The sequence below is a fragment of the Vibrio sp. V12_P9A6T4 genome (genome assembly GCF_963874835.1).
GTDB classification, from domain to species: Bacteria; Pseudomonadota; Gammaproteobacteria; order Enterobacterales; family Vibrionaceae; genus Vibrio; species Vibrio anguillarum.
The window spans coordinates 1-19,160 of sequence record NZ_CAWNJO010000081.1 but is presented as its reverse complement, the minus strand read 5'-3'; the positions used below and the strand labels follow the sequence as shown (position 1 = coordinate 19,160).

Genomic DNA, 19,160 nt, shown 5'->3' with positions numbered 1-19,160 from the left:
ACGCAGTAAGGCTTGAATTTACGACTAACCGAGCGAGACAGATGGCTTCTTTTTAAACGCAAGAGAAAATAGGATGTGTAAAATTGTGGCTGTAAAGATTTTTGATTTTATGAAAACTTCATCAAGAATTGTTTGTAAAATTTTACAAGTTTAAAAACACTAACAGAATAAAAAACTGAAAAAAGCCACATTAAAAGTGACTTTTTGATTTTTTAGGCAAAGGAAAGAGTAAGACTAATCGCTAAAGTAAACCAGAAACCACATCCGCTAACTGCTTAAAAGTGTGAGTTCGCGATGAACTTGGCCGCCAAACTAAACCAATCTCTCGATACGCTTGCTGACCAGGAGGCTCGATGACCACTAAATTTTGGTTTTCAACTAAGCCATGATTGATTGCCATTTGTGGAATGAAAGTCGTCCCTAAACCATTGGCGACCATCTGCACTAAGGTATGTAAACTGGTTGCGGTAAATGGATTAATTTTCTCTTTGGCGGTTAACTTGCAAGCCGACACAGCATGATCCGTTAAACAATGCACATTTTCGAGCAAAAACACCGATTCATCAGGCAGGTCAGCATACTTGATTGGCACACGGATGCTATCCATTTGATGACGGCTGATCACCATTTTGAATGGATCAATCCCCACGACTCGGCTCTCCATTTTGCCGATATCGACAGGCAAAGCCAAAATCAACACATCAAGCTCTCCATGACGCAGTGCAGCCAAAAGGTTCGTCGTCGTATCTTCTCGTAATAATAAGTTCAACTTCGGAAAGCGGACATTCACTTCTTGCACTAAATCACACAGTAAAAATGGAGCAATGGTTGGAATACAACCCAGCTTAAGCTGACCTTGCATCTCATCGCCTTGGCAAACCTTGCCGAGTTCCACTAAATCTTGTCCTTTGGCAAGTAACTCTCTTCCTTGGCTAACAACCAGCTCTCCCGCTTGGGTAAACACTAACGGAGCTTTCTTATCCTTTTCATAAAGCGGGCAGCCTATTAATTCCTCTAAATTTTGGATCCCTTTACTTAGGGTAGATTGACTAACAAAACAACGTTCAGCGGCATCACTAAAGTGCCGTGTTTCGTAGAGTGTTACTAAATAGTGCAACTGCTTCAAACTGGGCCATTTATTCATCGTTCTACTACTATCTTATTTGAGTGCCGTTTCTGATTCCGTCATTAGAGCTCATCGCTTTTTTCGATGAGACTAATCTATTTATTTCGCTTTTTACTATCCTACAATCTGTACTATAGTTTGTCTCGTTCAAAAACGGACTGGACCAGTGCTCATCACTGGTTTGGAACTAAACCTTATTCTTAGGAGCAAAAAAATGGTACTAGTTGGTCGTAAAGCCCCTGATTTTACTGCAGCAGCTGTTCTTGGTAACGGTGAAATCGTTGATAGCTTCAACTTCGCAGAATTTACTAAAGGTAAGAAAGCGGTTGTTTTCTTCTACCCACTAGACTTCACTTTCGTTTGCCCATCAGAGCTTATCGCTTTTGACAAACGCTTCGAAGATTTCCAAGCGAAAGGCGTTGAAGTAATCGGTGTATCTATCGATTCTCAATTCTCTCACAACGCATGGCGTAATACCGCTATCGAAAACGGCGGTATTGGCCAAGTGAAATACCCGCTAATCGCTGACGTGAAGCACGAAATCTGTAAAGCGTACGATGTTGAGCACCCAGAAGCAGGCGTTGCTTTCCGTGGTTCTTTCCTCATCGACGAAGATGGTCTTGTACGTCACCAAGTTGTGAACGACCTACCACTAGGCCGTAACATCGACGAAATGCTACGTATGGTTGATGCGCTTAACTTCCACCAAAAGAATGGTGAAGTGTGCCCAGCACAGTGGGAAGAAGGCAAAGCCGGTATGGATGCATCTCCAAAAGGTGTTGCAGCATTCCTAGCTGAGCACTCAGACGACCTAGGCAAGAAATAATTCTCCTTAGCCCGCGCTCAACTCGGGTCAATGGTTGGACATATAATAAAGCGTAAAACGCATCGCCAATCAGTTAAGAAGTAAAGTCCTTATCCAAGCCCAAAGCTAACGCTTTGGGCTTTTTCGTTGTCGTTCATTTAGCGAAAATGAGGCAGCATTGGTTGGTAAACTTTACCCCTATTTCTTACCTCAATCACACAGACGTCACTACTCTAACTTGCTAACATTAACCAAATTTTTCCAGCAGGATTTTGCTATGAATATTCAAGTTGAAGTGTGTATTGATAATATTGAATCGCTACACAACGCCATTAAAGGCGGGGCTACTCGCATTGAATTGTGTTCGTCGCTCGCATTGGGTGGACTGACGCCCAGCTTTGGTTTAATGAAAAAGGCCGCACAAATATCGAGCGTTCCTGTTTACGCGATGATTCGTCCACGTCAAGGCGACTTTCTTTATGATCAGGATGATCTCGATTCGATGTTGATCGATATCGAGATGGCAAAACAGGCGGGACTAGACGGCATCGTCTTTGGTATTTTGAATCCGAATCGCACCATCAACCTTGAAGCAAGCTTACTGATGATGCAAGCCGCGCAAGGATTGGGTACCACTTTCCACCGTGCGATTGATCAATGCCACAGCTATGAACAAGCGATTGAAGACATTGCAAAATTAGGGTGTGAGCGTGTACTTACTTCAGGGTTAGCGCCAGATGCCTATGCAGGACGAGCCGTAATTGCACACATGGTGAAACTGGCGAATGGTCGATTCTCTATTATGGCTGGGGCTGGCTTAAACGCATCAAACGTGACTGACATTATCCGTGAAACGGGCATCACAGAAGTGCATTTGTCCGGCAAAACCACGCGTGCAAGTAGCATGGATATGATCGCCAATGCGGTGAAAATGGGCCAAGAGTCTGTCGATGACACCCTCATCCCAATTACCGATCCGGCTAAAATCCAAGAGGTATTACGCCAGCTTTCTTAACTTCGGCGACCGTTATGTCTTGATGTAAGGTGAATCACTTTCCTTCACCTTACTTTACCCAAAAGGCTATTTGAGAATGTCATCAATCGATTGTTTACCTAAGTGGCGCACATCCTTACCTTTGACAAAATAGATGATGTATTCGCAGATATTCTGGCAGCGATCACCCACGCGTTCGATGGCTCGTGCAGACCACATGACTTGTAATATATGTGGGATATTTTTAGGGTCTTCCATCATATAGGTCATCAGTTGGCGGATCACGGCTTCATATTCGGCATCCAGCTTATCATCCAAGCGGTACACTTCAGCAGCCGATTCAAGATCCATCCGCGCAAAAGCGTCTAACACTTGGTGCAACATTGCAATGGCTTGTCGGCATAAAGGTTCAAGAGAAACTCGAAATTTGCTCTCTTTAGGTGAAGGGCTTTCGATAGTGACGTAGGCAATTTTGGTGGCAACATCACCAATTCGTTCAAGGTCGGTAATGGTTTTGATGATCGCCATGATCAAGCGCAGATCCTTGGCTGTCGGTTGTCGCTTAGCGATAATACGCGTGCAAGCCTCATCAATAGAGACTTCCATCGCATTCACTTTGTGATCATCCCGAACGACTTTTCTGGCCAGATCGGCATCATCTTTATGCAATGCTTGCATCGCAAAAGAGAGTTGTTGCTCCACCAGCCCGCCCATCGTCAATACATGAGTGCGAATCGATTCAAGTTCAACATTGAACTGTCCTGAAATGTGGCGACCTAGATGCATCATCGTTCCTTTTGAATATCGCTATTGACGAAAGTATTAACCATATCGACCAGTAATATAGTCTTCCGTCTGTTTTTTCAATGGGGAGGTGAAAATAGAGTCAGTATCCGCATACTCAATCAATTTTCCCATATGGATAAAAGCCGTATGATCGCTCACTCTTGCCGCTTGTTGCATGTTATGCGTCACAATCACCACTGTGTATTTGGTTTTGAGATCGTTAATCAACTCTTCGATGGTCAACGTAGAAATTGGGTCTAACGCGGACGTTGGCTCATCAAGCAACAGCACCTCTGGCTCAATAGCAATCGCTCTGGCGATCACTAAGCGTTGCTGCTGCCCACCCGAAAGGCCAAATGCATTTTCATGTAGGCGATGCTTCACTTCATCCCATAACGCAGCGGCTCTTAAAGCTCGCTCAACGGAGTCATCTAAAGTACGGCTATTTTTAATTCCTTGTAGACGAAGCCCATACACCACGTTTTCATAAATGGATTTCGGAAATGGGTTGGGTCGCTGGAATACCATCCCCACTCGGCGGCGCAACGTGGCAACATCCACATCTGGGTGATAGACGTTTCTACCATGCAGTTTGACTTCACCTTCAACTCGACACCCTTCGACCAGATCGTTCATCCGGTTAATACAGCGCAGTAAGGTTGACTTACCACAACCGGAAGGGCCGATAAACGCCGTCACTTGCCCTTTGGGAATGCGCATTGAAATATGGCTCAGCGCACAAGTCTGTTTATAGAACAGATTCAGATCTTCAATCGCAATCGCCGTTTGTTGATCGCTCAGATTATTGACATCTAACGGGGCGTGATAACCCAAAGTTTGATTGATGGAAAACATAATTAATCTTGCCCTAACGTTCGATATTTCTCACGCAAGTTATTGCGGATACTGATGGCCGTTAAATTCAGTGCCACAATCACTGTCACCAATAAAAATGAAGTGGCGTACACCAGTGGCCTAGCCGCTTCGATGTTGGTCGTTTGGAAACCAACATCGTAAATATGAAAACCTAAGTGCATGAATTTTCGCTCAAGATGTACAAAGGGAAACTCGCCATCCACAGGCAAACTTGACGCCAGTTTGACCACACCCACCAGCATCAAAGGGGCAACCTCACCCGCGGCTCGCGCAATGGCGAGAATAAGCCCAGTAATAATCGCAGGGCTTGCCATCGGCAATACTATGCGCCAAATCGTCTCAAAATGGGTAGCGCCCAATGCTAACGAGCCATGGCGTACTGCGCTGGGAATCCGTGTTAACCCTTCTTCCGTCGTCACAATTACTACGGGTAGAGTTAACACCGCTAATGTGAGCGCCGACCACAGTAAGCCAGGCGTACCAAAAGTAGGGGCCGGTAACCTTTCGCTATAGAGTAGCGTATCAATCGATGAGCCTATGGTGTAAACAAAAAAACCAAGACCAAACACCCCATAAACAATCGATGGCACACCAGCAAGGTTGATAACCGCAACACGAATGATACGAGTAAACAGATTCTCTTTTGCGTATTCGTGCAGATAAATAGCCGCCACAACACCAAGTGGCATGACGATAATCGACATCAACAACACCAACAGCACGGTGCCAAAGATGGCTGGAAATACGCCACCTTCAGAGTTCGATTCTCGGGGATCTTCTGATAGGAAGAGCCACACCTGCTTTCCCCACTGGACCAATTTTTGCCCCAAAGTCATATCATTGGGATACCAAATATCGAGAATTTGGCTAAGTGGAATCGCCACTCGTTGCCCACTCATCTCTTCAACAATCAACGACGGCCCATTCATTTGCTGGCGCAGCGCATCTAACTTTTGTTCGGCAATAGCTAATTGGCTATCCAAATCCTGCTTTTTATGAAAATAGTGATCTAAATAGGTTCGTTCTAGCTTTCCATTGAGTTCTTTACGACGCTTCTCTAAACGTAATTTTTCGGCGGCAAAGCCAATGACTCTGATCTCTTGGTCAATCACATCGTCAATTTGCTCTCTCAATAACGCGACATCCTGCATTCCTGCAGCGAGCATGGTTTGAACATCCGAACTCTCGCTTCCATCGGTTTGCACATAAGCAATCGGCTTGCCATAAAACTGTCCGTTACTCTTACGTTCTATTACCGCCCACCCGCTAGGCATTTGTTTATCCGACAGTTTAACATCCAGTATCGAAACAAAGTCCGCATGATTTCGCTCTCGGTTAGCGACTTTGATACTGAGCCGCTTCACTTGCCCAGCATCCAGTATGGCTTTGGGCCACGTAACATCTAACGCTCTTAAGTGTGTTAATGGCACATTTTCCTCAGAGTAGAGCTGACCAACCAGAGCTTGTCCCTCTTGAGTTTGCCATTGATAAAGTGGCGTCGGCCAAAAATAGGTTAATCCTTTCCAACCAATAAACAGGAGCAAGCCCAATACCGAAATCAGGCTGATGCTGACAGCACCGCCTGTTAACCATATCCAAGGTGAACCTGATTGAAACCACTTAAACATTTGTGATGATTTTTCCCAATTGATTACAAAGCACCTTGATTACAAAGCGCGATATTTGGCACGCAACCTTTGTCTGACCCATTCAGCAATCGAGTTCACACAAAAGGTGAACATGAGTAGCAATAGTGCCGCTAAAAAAAGCAACCGATAATGGGAGTTCCCCACTTCCGACTCTGGTAACTCAACCGCAATCGTTGCCGATAGGGTGCGCATCCCTTCTAAAATATTCCAATCTAAAATGGGTGTATTACCCGTCGCCATAAGAACGATCATTGTTTCTCCGACGGCTCGCCCCAACCCCATCATGATCGCCGAGAATATGCCAGGACTTGCCGTTAACAACACGACTTTGGTTAATGTCTGCCAAGGTGTTGCGCCTAATGCTAATGACCCATCAGAAAGATGTTTAGGTACGGAAAAGATCGCATCTTCCGCAATAGTGAAAATGGTTGGAATGACGGCAAAGCCCATCGCAAAACCAACCACCAGCGCATTACGCTGATCAAAAGCGATGCCGTTTTGCGCGAGATAAATCTGAATATCGCCATCAAATAGCCAAACTTCAATTTGGCTGCTATACGAAAAGATAACCACTGCACTAACGACTAATACGGGGATTAGTATCAATGCGTGCCACCCATTTGAAAAATTTCGCACCCATGCTCTCGGTAACAGGTGCCAACCTAGCCCAACGAGTAACATCACAATGGGTAAAAATAGCAGCAGCGCTCCGACCGCCGCGAGATGGCTTTCAATTAATGGTGCAAACCACAACCCCGCTAAAAAACCAATAATGACGGTTGGTAACGCTTCCATCAATTCAATCGACGGCTTCACCACTCGGCGCATTCTCGGTGACATAAAATAAGCCGTGTAAATCGCGCCAAACACCGCAATCGGTATCGCAAATAACATTGCGTATGCCGCGGCCTTAAGAGTGCCAAAGGCTATCGGTACTAGGCTAAACTTAGGCTCAAATTCATCGTTCGCTGACGTCGATTGCCACACATATTGAGGCTCAGGATAACTTTCGTACCACACTTTTTGCCACAATGATGAGAGTGATATTTCAGGATAATCATTATCCACTTTTGCCACGCTGATCTTCTGCTCGCTCAACGTAGCGAGATAAAGCTCATTATTGGACATGGCGGCCAATTGAGGGGCTTTGTTGTACATCCTCTCAAACAACACCAGTTTTTCACTGGTCGTATAGTGACTTTGGATTGTGCCATTAGGGTAGAAACTGTAAAAACCTTTGCGATAAGTATCCGGCAGTAACAGCGTCACCTGCGGCGCTAATTTAAACTTACGAATCTGAGTCAGTTGACGTTCTTCATTTTGCAGCACATCAAACCATTGTGACACTAAGCCGTTACGGTGAGTCACCAGTAGCGAATAAGCACCGGACAATAAGTTGATTTGTGTCACGGCTCGATCGGAATTACCTTGGCTTAAATCAACTACTTCTCGCACGAAATAACCTTGACGACTCTTAACTGCAACAACCAATTCGGACCCTGAGCGAAGATAAAGCGTTTTACCATCTGGCGTAAAAAGCAATTGGTCCAAAGAAGGAAATGAGCCTTGAAACACAAAGCGCTGAATTGGCTCGACGTTATCACTCGTTAAGGTTTGTACTATCACCTCATCATTATCGAGATAAGAAGCAAAGAAAAGTGCCTCATCAGTAACGGCGAAGGCAAACTGGCGTAACGTTTGCGTTTTATGAGTCAGCCGAAAGGTAGAGGGTAAACTGACGCGCTCAAGATAAGGAGAAAACTGGCGACCTTCCACGCTATGAAGATAACTGAATTTAGGGCGAGCAATAAAGACCTCTCCCGCCGCATTGCTAGCGGCAAACCATCCATCCAGCGGGGGAGCTTGGCTAAAAAAATCAACGCGAATAGGGAGACTATCCGACCACAATGCGTGTTCCGTTTTGCCGTCCAAGGGCCAAAAGTTCATGCTGCCGTCAAGGTCAACAACAAAGGCATTCTCGCCGTATTCATCTATGGCCAAAAATTGAGGATTGGAAGTGGTTATACTCACTTGCGCCACGTTCCTTTCAATTTTTGCGCTACCAAAAAGAGGGAAAACAACCATCGCAAGATAGACAAAAATCAGCACTAAAGCGCCAAGTACACTCACGCCACCAAAACTCACTGCAAGGCGAACCAAACGATCTTTTATAAGCCGTTTTCTGTCACGTTCCTTCAATGAAAATTCACTTGGTGCCATTGCTCTCTCTACCCTTTTTCCTGTCTGCGTATAATATGTAATTTTCGTGACAAGTATATTACAACTCGCAATAAACGACTGAAAATAAAACAACTATACTCAACTTGCCTATTTGAAATAAAAATGTCACATAAAAGGCATAGTTTGCATAATCATCAATACCCGAATTGATTGCTGTGCAGAATCGCACAATCAGCACACAGAGGGTGAGTCAGTAAAAAACGTCAATTGAGTTAAAAGGTAACATGAATGAGTACGGACAAGTTGTATATCGACAAGGAATTGAGCTGGCTTTCGTTTAATGAACGCGTATTGCAAGAAGCCGCAGATAAAACCGTGCCTTTAATCGAGAGAATACGGTTTTTAGGTATTTTTTCTAACAATCTGGATGAGTTCTATAAAGTTCGCTTTTCCGATGTAAAACGGCAAATTTTGATCAACCGAGAACGTGGTGGTAACGATACTACCAAGCATTTGCTGACACGAATGCAAAGTAAGGCGTTCAAACTCAACCAAGATTTCGACAATCTCTATAATGAGCTTATTTTAGAAATGGCACGTCGCCGTATCTTCTTGGTTAATGAAACGCAGTTGGATGAGACTCAGAAAAAATGGATCACTAAGTATTTCCATAAAGAAGTGCGCCCGCATATTACACCGCTGCTCATGACTGACGACATTGATGTCATGCAATTTTTGAAAGATGAATACGCCTATATTGCCGTTGATCTCAAACACAATGACCGCAGCCAATATGCGCTGATTGAAATCCCGACAGACCACCTACCGCGCTTTGTCATGGTGCCGGAGCAAAAGGGCAAACGCCGCAAAACCATCATCTTATTGGACAACATCATTCGCCACTGTCTCGATGAGATTTTCCGCGGATTTTTTGACTATGAAGAGCTCACGGGTTACGCGATGAAAATGACACGTGATGCGGAATATGACTTGCGACGGGAAGTCGAATACAGTTTGTTAGAACAGATGTCAGAAGGGTTGAATCAACGCTTAAGTGCTATGCCCGTACGCTTTGTTTATGAACGTGAAATGCCGACAAAAATGCTTAAATTCTTGTGCGAAAAACTCAAAATATCGCACTATGATAGCCTTCTGCCTGGTGGTCGTTACCATAACTTTAAAGATTTCATTGGGTTCCCAAACGTGGGGCGTGACTATTTAGAAAACAAGCCGCTACCACCCATGCAATGTGCTGACTTTGAAGGTTTTGCCAATGCATTTGATGCAATTCGCGCTCAGGATATTCTACTTCACTACCCTTACCACTCATTTGAACACATTACCGAGTTGGTAAGACAAGCCTCGTTTGATCCCAAAGTGATCAGCATCAAAATCAATATTTATCGTGTTGCCAAAGATTCTCGCCTAATGAACTCGCTCGTCGATGCGGTACACAATGGCAAACGAGTGGTGGTAGTGGTTGAGTTACAAGCACGGTTTGATGAAGAAGCCAACATTGAATGGTCACGTATTTTAACCGAAGCGGGGGTCCAAGTAATTTTCGGTGCTCCCGGATTAAAAATTCACTCTAAATTGCTGCTCATTAGCCGCAAAGAACAGGACAACATCGTTCGCTACGCGCACATAGGCACGGGCAACTTCCATGAAAAAACCGCCCGTATCTATACGGACTTTTCACTACTAACCGCCGACAATGAAATTGCTACCGAAGTACGAAACGTGTTTGGCTATATTGAAAACCCTTACCGCCCAGTTAAATTTAGCCATCTCATCGTGTCGCCAAGAAACTCTCGTATTCAGCTTTATCGATTAATCGACAGTGAAATCGCCAATGTGAAACTTGGCAAAAAAGCCGCAATCACTTTAAAGTTAAATAACTTAGTGGATAAAGGGTTAATCAATAAACTGTATGGCGCAAGCAGCGCGGGCGTACAAATTAAGATGATCGTCCGGGGCATGTGTTCGCTGGTTCCGGGAATTGAGGGCGTGAGTGACAATATCAAAATCATCAGCATCGTTGATCGCTTTTTGGAACACCCTCGTGTCATTATTACGCACAATGATGGCAACCCGCTGGTGTATATCTCCTCTGCCGACTGGATGACGCGCAATATCGATCATCGTATCGAAGTAACGACACCAATTCGTGACCCACGTTTGAAACAGCGTATGATTGACATTATGAATTTACAATTTACCGATACAGTGAAAGCGCGCTGGATAGACAAAGAGATGAGCAATAATTATGTAGAACGTGGTAACCGTAAAAAAGTGCGTTCACAATTTGCCATCTACGACTATCTTAAGAATGTAGAAAGACAGACCAGAAAGAGCAAAGAACCCTTACATGACAATCAACCCAACTAATACTATTCGCGATATTGCGGCCATCGATTTAGGCTCTAACAGCTTTCATATGGTGGTGGCCAAAGTCGTCGATCAAGATCTGCAACTGGTGAGCCGCCATAAGCAACGTGTACGCTTGGCGGCTGGGTTAGATGAACAAAAAAATTTGGATGCCGATGCCATAGAGCGAGGACTTGAATGCTTAGCGATGTTTGCCGAGCGGTTGCAAGGTTTCGAACCTGAAAACGTGCGTATCGCGGCCACGCATACACTGCGTCAAGCCAATAATGCTCATACATTCTTGCAACGAGCCAAACAAGTACTGCCTTTCCCTATTGAAATCATTCCCGGAGCTGAGGAAGCACGCTTAATTTATTTAGGCGTGGCACATACTCAACCTCAAGCAGCGTCTATGTTGGTGGTGGATATCGGTGGCGGCAGCACCGAGATGGTGATTGGCCAAGGGTTTGATCCAGACCTAATCAATAGCAAGCAAATGGGATGCGTCAGCTATACCGACCGTTACTTCGCTGATGGTAGGCTTTCAAGCAGAAACTTCGCTCATGCGATATTAGCCGCCGAGCAAAAAATCGAATCTATTGCGGCGAAATATCGCAAAAAAGGGTGGGAAGTCGCCTTCGGCTCGTCAGGAACCATCAAAGCCATTCACGAAGTACTGATTGGTTTGGGCTTTGATGATGGCATCATCACGCTTGAGCGAGTCAATAAACTCATAGAAAAACTCTGTGAATGGCAAAGTATTGATGAGATCGAACTCAGCGCGTTGACTGACGATAGAAAACCCGTTTTTGCTGCGGGAGTTGCCATTTTAAGCGCGGTTTTAAAATCGCTGCGTGTGAAAGAGATGCATTTTTCTGATGGTGCATTACGAGAAGGCTTGCTTTATGAGATGGAAGATCGGTTCAAGTATTCCGATATCCGTTTACGCACCACTGAAAACCTCGCGATGAAACATCTGGTAGACTTAGAGCATGCAGCCAAAGTCAAAGGCCATGCAAAAGAGTTTCTACAGAATGTGACCCCAGAGCTAGGATTGAAAAAAGGCAGCGAACTGTTTGATCTTTTGGAATGGGGAGCGTTATTGCATGAGGTGGGATTGAGCATCAACTTACAAGGCTTTCACCGACACTCTGCTTATATTCTGCGTCACACCAACATGCCCGGTTTTAACAGCGAGCAACAGCAAGTGCTGTCGACCTTAGCGCGCTTTCAACGCAAATCCCTCAAGCTGCAAGAAATGAATGATTTCACCTTGTTTAAGAAAAAGCACATTATTGGCCTCATCCGCGTGTTGCGTTTAGCGATTGTTGTCAATAGCCAACGTAATGATGATCCTCTTCCTGAGCTGACACTCAGCGCAAAAGATGATGAGTGGAAACTAGAATGTGAAGACGCCAATTGGTTAGAAAATAATAAATTATTACATGCGGATCTGATGTGCGAACAACAGTATTGGCGAAGTGTCGGTTGGCAGCTCAATGTTTAATTTGAATTGGGTTTGATTAAAAATAGCGAGCGAACAGCTCGTTATTTTATGCCCACTTTAGCTAGTTCTTGCTGAGCAAACTCGGCACTGACAGGCACATAACCATCTTTCCCAACAATCGCTTGTCCTTGCTTAGAAAAAATGAAACGGATAAATTCTCGCTGCATGGGTGGCAGATCCTGATTAGGATGTTTATTCACATACACATACAAATAGCGAGATAACGGATAAGCACCTGATAGAATATTTTCATAACTTGCGGCAATAAACTGATCGCCTTGTTTGGCTATCGGAATCAATTTCACACCAGAAACCTGATAACCAACACCAGAATAACCGATAGTATTGATCGATGAAGCAACCGATTGTACAACCGATGCCGATCCCGGCTGCTCGTTTACTCCCTTTTTGAAATCCCCACCACACAATGCGTTTTGTTTGAAATAGCCATAGGTTCCCGACACCGAATTTCGGCCAAACAGTTGAATTCCCCGTTTGGCCCAATCCTCATCAACGCCCAATTGCGCCCAAGTATTGGTCGGTTGTGTAGCACCGCAGCGCAACGTGGATGAGAAAATACTGTCTAATTGAGTAAAATTAAGCCCTTTGATTGAATTATCTCGATGTACAAAAATACCAATGGCATCTATCGCAACCCGCAATGCCGTCGGCTTATAACCGTGAGCGCGTTCAAATGCTTCAATCTCACGACCACGCATCGGGCGACTCATTGGGCCAAATTGCGCCGTTCCTTCAGTTAAAGCAGGAGGCGCGGTGGAGGAACCTGAGGCTTGTACTTGAGCATTGATATTGGGGTAGATCGTCTTAAACTCTTCAACCCAGAGCGTCGTCATTCCTGCCAGAGTGTCTGACCCCACGGAAAGTAAACTACCTGCAACACCGTTAGTTTTTGAATAATCCACGAGCGGCTGAGCGCTCACGGCGTTCGTGGTAACCAGCAAGTAAAAATAGAGAAAGGCTGTAAATATGCGATGTATCATGACAGCACAACCAAACGTTTAGGCAAAATAAAAGAGAATTTGCTGCCAACACCCACTTCACTGTGAATCTGCAAATGCGTGTCATGATGTGACAATGCATGCTTAACAATCGCGAGCCCAAGCCCACTTCCTCCGGTATCTCGCGAACGTGCTTTATCGACACGATAAAAACGTTCCGTTAAACGATGTAAATGCTGTGGCTCAATCCCTTCCCCTTTATCCACCACGTCTAAACAAGCACCTTGCGCGTTTTGATACCAACGCACATTAATTTCCGCTCCCGGAGGCGTATATTTGACGGCGTTATAAACAAGGTTTGATATAGCACTGCGCAGTTGATCTTCATCGGCCAATACTTTAAGTCGCTTATCGACATCAAAATGCAGTCGGTGATGATGATCGCCACTTAAACTGATCGCTTCTTTTTCAAGTACTTCCAACATAGCCGGAACATCAACCACTTCATCCAGCTCATGCATTGGCGCCGCTTCAATTTTTGACAACGTCAGCAGTTGATTGACTAAACTGTTCATACGGTTTAACTGCTCAGTCATCACTCCATGTGCCTTAGGCCACATCGGCCCTACCAGCATGTCAGGGTCTTCTGTCATCTCAAGATACCCTTGCAACACCGTCATCGGCGTTCTCAGTTCATGAGAAACGTTAGCAAAGAAATTTCGGCGCATGCCTTCTAACTGTTTCAACTGAGTGACATCACGCACAACCATCAAATGCTCACCTTCTGTGTAAGGTACAATACGCAGCTCTAACATGCGCTCAACATTAAGCGGAGAGCGCATTTCAAGCGGTTCTGTGAAATCATCTTTTTGCAGATATTTGATAAAATCAGGGGCGCGCAATAAATTTGAGATAGGTTGACCTGCATCATCTGGCCAGCGAAAACCGAGCAGATGCTGTGCAAGTCGGTTACACCAAACAATGTTCCCTTCGTCACGGAACACCACCACCGCATCGGGTAGCGATTCAGCCCCGTTACGAAAGCGGCGGATCAAATTGGTCAGTTCTTTGCGTTTTTTACGTTGGCGTTGCTGTAAACGGTAAATCCCATTAAACAGGTATTCCCAATTTCCAGTCCCGGAAGGCGGCGTTAAACGTTTTTCATCCCACAACCAAGCCGACAAACGCATTTGGTTATGCAAATGCCAAATCAGTTGCAACGCTGTAGCCGCTAGCAGCAGCCAAGCCATATGGCCAAAGATCCAGCCAACGATAATCCAAGGAGAGTAAAAAAAAGCCAGCTCCCAAGCCAGCCTTTTCCACGTTAAACGTTCAACCATTTCGTACCTTAATTAATCCTTTATGTTCTGGATGAAAAGCGATAACCGGCACCACGTACTGTTTGAATTAATTTATCGTGGCCAGCCTCTTCTAACGCTTTTCTCAGACGGCGTATATGAACATCGACAGTGCGGTCTTCAACATAAACGTTGGTACCCCACACATTGTTCAATAACTGCTCACGGCTATAGACGCGTTCTTGGTGCGTCATAAAGAAGTGTAGCATTTTGAATTCCGTCGGCCCCATCTCTAAGGCATTATCATTAGCCGTTACTCGATGAGAGACAGGATCTAACTTCAATCCTTGCACGTCGATCACATCTTCCAGTGCTGTCGGTGTGACGCGCCGGATAACCGCTTTCAAACGAGCAACCAACTCTTTAGGCGAAAAAGGTTTGGTTATGTAATCATCCGCACCCACTTCAAGGCCGCGAACTTTATCTTCTTCTTCACCACGGGCGGTTAACATCACAACAGGAATGTTGCGTGTTAATTCTTCACGCTTCATATGCTTAATAAAGTTGATACCACTCCCGCCGGGCAACATCCAATCTAATAACACAAGATCGGGAAAGGGTTCAGCCAGTTTACTCACCGCCGTGTCGTAATCTTCCGCTTCAACAGCTTGATAACCTTTTTGCTCAAGCACGAAACACAACATTTCGCGAATGGGTGCTTCGTCTTCAACAACCAGAATCCTTCTAGACATTTGAATAACCTTTCTATGTAATCAACGCTATGCATTATGGGAAACAATTATGACACTTTTGTGACCTTTGCAAACAATTTTTCATATAAGTTTCTTATCAAGTTCATGATTATATTTTGAAATTGATTTAAGACTTTAGCTTTCAAATCCCCTATCATGTTGCGTCTTCTAATTAAGTAAGAGAAAGAATATGTGGTTTAAAAACTGTATGGTTTATCGTGTTAATCGCGATGTAGAATTCAACGCCGATCAGCTCGAAAAACAACTGGCCGAATTTCGTTTTACGCCATGCGGCAGCCAAGATAAGCAAAAATTTGGTTGGGTTAACGCAATGGGTAAACACGGCGACATGATGACCCACGTTTCTGAAGACCGTATTCTGATCTGCGCGAAAAAAGAAGAAAAGATGTTACCTGCTTCGGTCATTAAAGATTCTTTGAATGCCAAAGTTGAAGCGATGGAAGTGGAAGAAGGGCGACCTCTCAAGAAAAAGGAGAAGGAAAGCCTCAAGGAAGATATTGTCATCGATCTCCTACCTAGAGCATTTAGCCGCAGCAATCTCACCTTTGTGCTTATCCTACCCAAGCAAGGCTTCATTTTAGTCGATGCCGCAAGCTACAAAAAAGCTGAAGACGTTTTGGCGCTGCTACGCAAAACCATGGGTAGCCTACCCGTAGTACCTGCGATCCCAGAACAAGCGGTAGAAACAACACTTACTCAGTGGGTTAAAAGTGGCGAACTACCACAAGGGTTTAGCTTGTTGGATGAAGCTGAATTAAAGTCGTTATTAGAAGATGGCGCAGTGATCCGCTGTAAGAAACAAGAACTGACAAGCGATGAGATCTTAAGCCATATTGAAGCCAATAAAGTTGTCACTAAACTGGCATTGAACTGGCAAGATCGCCTGAGCTTTATTCTGACTGAAGATTGTAGCATTAAGCGTTTGGCATTTAGCGATGAGCTCAAAGAACAAAATGAAGATATTCCACGAGAAGAGCAAGCGGCTCGCTTTGATGCCGATTTCTCATTAATGTGTGGTGAAATGTCAGCATTTTTGCCTAACTTATTTGACGTTCTCGGCGGCCTTCCTCACCCGAACGCTTAACAAAAGCATCATGCAAAAGCCCAATACCCTTAAAAGTGTTGGGCTTTTTTGTATCGCTTACGATCCCTACTAGGCATAAGGTTATTTTTAACGTAAAATTTGCGCCCCTCCAATACCATCAGGTGGTATTGGCCTGACTTGAGATCAGATTAGAGAAAAACAATGAGCACACATACCCCTTTTGTCCCCGAGCTACTATCACCGGCGGGCAGTCTAAAAAACATGCGTTATGCGTTTGCTTACGGTGCAGATGCCGTTTATGCCGGCCAACCTCGTTATAGCCTTCGTGTACGCAACAACGAATTTAACCATGAAAACCTGCAAATCGGTATCGATGAAGCACATGCTTTGGGTAAAAAATTGTACGTGGTTTGTAATATTCAACCCCACAACTCAAAACTTAAGACATTCATCCGAGATCTAAAGCCTGTGGTTGAAATGGGACCAGATGCGCTCATTATGTCTGACCCTGGGCTTATCATGATGGTTCGTGAAGCATTTCCTGAAATGCCTATTCACCTTTCAGTTCAAGCCAATGCTGTTAACTGGGCAACAGTTAAGTTCTGGGCATCCCAAGGCGTTGAACGAGTGATTCTATCACGCGAACTTTCGTTGGAAGAAATTGAAGAGATCCGTGAGCAATGTCCAACGACCGAACTCGAAATTTTTGTTCATGGCGCATTATGCATGGCTTATTCAGGTCGCTGTCTATTGTCTGGCTACATTAATAAACGTGATCCAAACCAAGGAACATGCACTAATGCATGTCGTTGGGAATACAAAGTTGAATCAGCCAAAGAAGACGAAACCGGTCAAATTGTCGAGAAATTTGATCCAGCAGCAGTTCAAACTATCGAGATACAAGAAGAGCGCCCTGATAATACACTTGGTTTAGGCAAACCGATTGATGATGTGGTTTTGCTTTCAGAAAGCCATCGTCCAGAAGAGAAGATGGCCGCTTTTGAAGACGAACATGGCACCTACATTATGAACTCAAAAGATCTACGAGCCGTACAGCATGTAGAACGATTGACGAAAATGGGCGTGCATTCATTAAAAATAGAAGGCCGTACTAAATCTTTCTATTATTGCGCTCGTACAGCTCAAGTGTACCGCAAAGCAATTGATGACGCAGTTTCAGGTAAACCATTTGACGAAAGCCTGATGGGCACGTTAGAAAGCCTTGCACACCGTGGCTATACCGAAGGTTTCTTGCGACGCCATACACACGATACTTATCAAAACTACGACTATGGCTATTCAGTCTCAGATTCACAGCAATTTGTTGGCGAATTTACGGGTAAACGTCGTGGTGAAATGGCTGAAGTTGAAGTTAAAAACAAGTTTATCTTAGGTGATAGTTTAGAGCTGATGACCCCAAAAGGGAATGTTGTCTTCAGACTTGAAGCAATGGAAAACCGCAAAGGTGAAACTGTTGATGACGCAAAAGGAAATGGTCACTTTGTTTATATCCCGGTTCCTGAAGAGTTGGATTTAAACTTTGCTCTGTTAATGCGTAACTTGAATGCTGGCCAAGATACTCGTAATCCCGTAGGCAAGTAGTTATGGCATTATTGATCACCAGTAAATGCATTAACTGTGATATGTGTGATCCGGAATGCCCGAATGGCGCGATCTCTATGGGCAACCGGATCTATGAAATTGATCCTAATCTATGTACTGAATGCAAAGGACATTACGACAAGCCCACCTGTCAATCCGTATGTCCGATAACAAACTGCATCATTACCGATCCAGAACACATAGAAACTGAACATCAACTACTTGAAAAATTCGTCGTTATTCAAGGTTTAGCCTAATCATTGTAAAAGAGCCCAATCGTTAAGATTGGGCTCTTTTTTATCGGTGTGCTAAGCCTTTACTGTTGAGATAGTTCAACATATGAGGTCGAGATTCTTGTGCTAATTTAGCCGTTACCTCTGTAGACCAAGCCGCTTGCTTGGTATTGGAAGAACGCGTCTGATAATAAGCTCTCATCGTCTCATCATATTGCTCTATTTCAACATAACTCAAAGCATGGTAGGTATTCTCATGAACAATTACCTCAGGAGATAAACGAGGTTTTAGTTGTGGATTCTGAGCCGGATACCCCAAACACATACCAAATAACACTGCGCAATATGGAGGAAGCTCTAATAACTCATCCACTTCTTTAGGTGAATTTCTTAAGCCGCCAATATAAACACCACCCAATCCCATCGATTCTGCCGCCAATAAACAGTTTTGTGCCATGATCCCAGCGTCTACAGTGCCAATCAAAGTGAGTTCAATCAGCTCTGGTTTTACCTCAGGATTAATGGCGTAATGACGTTGATAGTCAATGCAGAACACTAAAAACTCAGCAGCGCTTGCAACATAAGCTTGATTACCCGCCAGTATAGCCAACTGCTCGCGTTTATCTTTATCTGTAACACGAATGATTGAATTAACCTGTAATAGGCTCGATGATGATGCCGCAATACCAGCGGAAATAATTGTACTCAGCTGATCTGGAGTTATCTTCTGATCGGTAAAAGATCGGATAGAACGATGTGCAAGAATAGTTTCAATGACTGGATTCATCTTATATTTTTCCCTACGAGGATATTGCCACTATCTTAGCAAGCATTACCTACTGATGCCGTAAAAATGCAAACTTAAAATTAGCACAGAAAAGATCGGTTTAATGCAGTATGGGGGCGATACTTTTATTGAAGTTATTGAAGAACAGGAATGTTCTAAAAAATAATAAGGA

Annotated in this window: 16 protein-coding genes; 7 read left to right on the top strand and 9 right to left on the bottom strand. The window is 44.3% G+C overall.

Annotation, left to right across the window (positions count from 1 at the left end):
• Positions 1–241: 241 nt before the first annotated feature.
• On the bottom strand, positions 242–1,144 hold the full coding sequence (locus AACQ42_RS13230; RefSeq protein ID WP_013857512.1) for a hydrogen peroxide-inducible genes activator: 903 nt from the start codon (positions 1,142–1,144) through the stop codon (positions 242–244).
• 196 nt (positions 1,145–1,340) lie between these two features.
• Between AACQ42_RS13230 and AACQ42_RS13225 the strand changes: the two genes are divergently transcribed.
• Positions 1,341–1,952 carry a peroxiredoxin C gene (locus AACQ42_RS13225; protein WP_010320425.1) on the top strand — a complete coding sequence of 204 codons (612 nt, stop codon included), beginning with the start codon at positions 1,341–1,343 and terminating at the stop codon, positions 1,950–1,952.
• Between the two features lie 157 nt (positions 1,953–2,109).
• Positions 2,110–2,946: a copper homeostasis protein CutC gene (locus tag AACQ42_RS13220; RefSeq protein WP_013857514.1), complete on the top strand. Its 837-nt coding sequence runs from the start codon at positions 2,110–2,112 to the stop codon at positions 2,944–2,946.
• A 66-nt stretch (positions 2,947–3,012) separates the two neighbouring features.
• On the opposite strand, the gene phoU is transcribed toward AACQ42_RS13220, so the two are convergent.
• Genes phoU through AACQ42_RS13200 form a run of 4 tightly spaced genes read right to left on the bottom strand, consistent with a single transcriptional unit; the run spans position 3,013 to position 8,456 of the window.
• On the bottom strand, positions 3,013–3,711 hold the full coding sequence (gene phoU / locus AACQ42_RS13215; RefSeq protein ID WP_010320427.1) for a phosphate signaling complex protein PhoU: 699 nt from the start codon (positions 3,709–3,711) through the stop codon (positions 3,013–3,015).
• 36 nt (positions 3,712–3,747) lie between these two features.
• Positions 3,748–4,566, bottom strand: coding sequence for a phosphate ABC transporter ATP-binding protein PstB (gene pstB, locus AACQ42_RS13210; RefSeq protein ID WP_010320428.1), 819 nt, complete (start codon positions 4,564–4,566; stop codon positions 3,748–3,750).
• 2 nt (positions 4,567–4,568) lie between these two features.
• Positions 4,569–6,215, bottom strand: a complete 1,647-nt coding sequence (gene pstA, locus AACQ42_RS13205) for a phosphate ABC transporter permease PstA (protein ID WP_094166364.1) — start codon at positions 6,213–6,215, stop codon at positions 4,569–4,571.
• 39 nt (positions 6,216–6,254) lie between these two features.
• Positions 6,255–8,456, bottom strand: a complete 2,202-nt coding sequence (locus AACQ42_RS13200) for an ABC transporter permease subunit (protein ID WP_094166363.1) — start codon at positions 8,454–8,456, stop codon at positions 6,255–6,257.
• A gap of 249 nt (positions 8,457–8,705) precedes the next feature.
• Here AACQ42_RS13200 and ppk1 point away from each other — a divergent pair, with 249 nt between their 5' ends.
• Together ppk1 and ppx are read left to right on the top strand one after the other, a co-directional pair.
• Positions 8,706–10,805, top strand: coding sequence for a polyphosphate kinase 1 (gene ppk1 / locus AACQ42_RS13195; protein ID WP_013857518.1), 2,100 nt, complete (start codon positions 8,706–8,708; stop codon positions 10,803–10,805).
• On the top strand, positions 10,786–12,291 hold the full coding sequence (gene ppx, locus AACQ42_RS13190) for an exopolyphosphatase (RefSeq protein ID WP_017046241.1): 1,506 nt from the start codon (positions 10,786–10,788) through the stop codon (positions 12,289–12,291). Before ppk1 ends, ppx begins: the two co-directional genes overlap by 20 nt.
• Before the next feature lie 41 nt (positions 12,292–12,332).
• Here the strand turns inward: ppx and AACQ42_RS13185 are convergent, their stop codons facing one another.
• From AACQ42_RS13185 to phoB, 3 genes are read right to left on the bottom strand one after another with little or no spacing between them, the layout of a single operon-like run.
• A complete protein-coding gene (locus tag AACQ42_RS13185; protein WP_017046240.1) occupies positions 12,333–13,292 on the bottom strand; it encodes a PstS family phosphate ABC transporter substrate-binding protein in 960 nt (319 codons plus the stop codon).
• A complete protein-coding gene (gene phoR, locus AACQ42_RS13180; RefSeq protein WP_013857521.1) occupies positions 13,289–14,590 on the bottom strand; it encodes a phosphate regulon sensor histidine kinase PhoR in 1,302 nt (433 codons plus the stop codon). Before phoR ends, AACQ42_RS13185 begins: the two co-directional genes overlap by 4 nt.
• Positions 14,591–14,610: 20 nt before the next feature.
• Positions 14,611–15,300: a phosphate regulon transcriptional regulator PhoB gene (phoB, locus tag AACQ42_RS13175; protein WP_013857522.1), complete on the bottom strand. Its 690-nt coding sequence runs from the start codon at positions 15,298–15,300 to the stop codon at positions 14,611–14,613.
• Positions 15,301–15,490: 190 nt separating this feature from the next.
• Between phoB and rdgC the strand changes: the two genes are divergently transcribed.
• The 3 genes from rdgC to AACQ42_RS13160 all read left to right on the top strand — a co-directional run bounded on the left by rdgC (position 15,491) and on the right by AACQ42_RS13160 (position 18,225).
• Positions 15,491–16,405, top strand: coding sequence for a recombination-associated protein RdgC (gene rdgC / locus AACQ42_RS13170; RefSeq protein ID WP_094166362.1), 915 nt, complete (start codon positions 15,491–15,493; stop codon positions 16,403–16,405).
• A 162-nt stretch (positions 16,406–16,567) separates the two neighbouring features.
• A complete protein-coding gene (trhP, locus tag AACQ42_RS13165) occupies positions 16,568–17,968 on the top strand; it encodes a prephenate-dependent tRNA uridine(34) hydroxylase TrhP (protein ID WP_047689061.1) in 1,401 nt (466 codons plus the stop codon).
• A gap of 2 nt (positions 17,969–17,970) precedes the next feature.
• Entirely contained in the window at positions 17,971–18,225 is a 255-nt protein-coding gene (locus AACQ42_RS13160) for a YfhL family 4Fe-4S dicluster ferredoxin (RefSeq protein ID WP_013857525.1), read from the top strand.
• 40 nt (positions 18,226–18,265) lie between these two features.
• Here the strand turns inward: AACQ42_RS13160 and nfsA are convergent, their stop codons facing one another.
• Positions 18,266–18,988: an oxygen-insensitive NADPH nitroreductase gene (gene nfsA / locus AACQ42_RS13155; RefSeq protein ID WP_094166361.1), complete on the bottom strand. Its 723-nt coding sequence runs from the start codon at positions 18,986–18,988 to the stop codon at positions 18,266–18,268.
• Between the last annotated feature and the right edge of the window lie 172 nt (positions 18,989–19,160).

Bases quoted from the DNA above. Each gene is read 5' to 3' on its own strand.
- AACQ42_RS13230 (WP_013857512.1), bottom strand. From the start codon at position 1,144: ATGAATAAATGGCCCAGTTTGAAGCAGTTGCACTATTTAGTAACACTC.
- AACQ42_RS13225 (WP_010320425.1), top strand. From the start codon at position 1,341: ATGGTACTAGTTGGTCGTAAAGCCCCTGATTTTACTGCAGCAGCTGTT.
- phoU (WP_010320427.1), bottom strand. From the start codon at position 3,711: ATGCATCTAGGTCGCCACATTTCAGGACAGTTCAATGTTGAACTTGAA.
- pstB (WP_010320428.1), bottom strand. From the start codon at position 4,566: ATGTTTTCCATCAATCAAACTTTGGGTTATCACGCCCCGTTAGATGTC.
- pstA (WP_094166364.1), bottom strand. From the start codon at position 6,215: ATGTTTAAGTGGTTTCAATCAGGTTCACCTTGGATATGGTTAACAGGC.
- AACQ42_RS13200 (WP_094166363.1), bottom strand. From the start codon at position 8,456: ATGGCACCAAGTGAATTTTCATTGAAGGAACGTGACAGAAAACGGCTT.
- ppk1 (WP_013857518.1), top strand. From the start codon at position 8,706: ATGAGTACGGACAAGTTGTATATCGACAAGGAATTGAGCTGGCTTTCG.
- ppx (WP_017046241.1), top strand. From the start codon at position 10,786: ATGACAATCAACCCAACTAATACTATTCGCGATATTGCGGCCATCGAT.
- AACQ42_RS13185 (WP_017046240.1), bottom strand. From the start codon at position 13,292: ATGATACATCGCATATTTACAGCCTTTCTCTATTTTTACTTGCTGGTT.
- phoR (WP_013857521.1), bottom strand. From the start codon at position 14,590: ATGGTTGAACGTTTAACGTGGAAAAGGCTGGCTTGGGAGCTGGCTTTT.
- phoB (WP_013857522.1), bottom strand. From the start codon at position 15,300: ATGTCTAGAAGGATTCTGGTTGTTGAAGACGAAGCACCCATTCGCGAA.
- rdgC (WP_094166362.1), top strand. From the start codon at position 15,491: ATGTGGTTTAAAAACTGTATGGTTTATCGTGTTAATCGCGATGTAGAA.
- trhP (WP_047689061.1), top strand. From the start codon at position 16,568: ATGAGCACACATACCCCTTTTGTCCCCGAGCTACTATCACCGGCGGGC.
- AACQ42_RS13160 (WP_013857525.1), top strand. From the start codon at position 17,971: ATGGCATTATTGATCACCAGTAAATGCATTAACTGTGATATGTGTGAT.
- nfsA (WP_094166361.1), bottom strand. From the start codon at position 18,988: ATGAATCCAGTCATTGAAACTATTCTTGCACATCGTTCTATCCGATCT.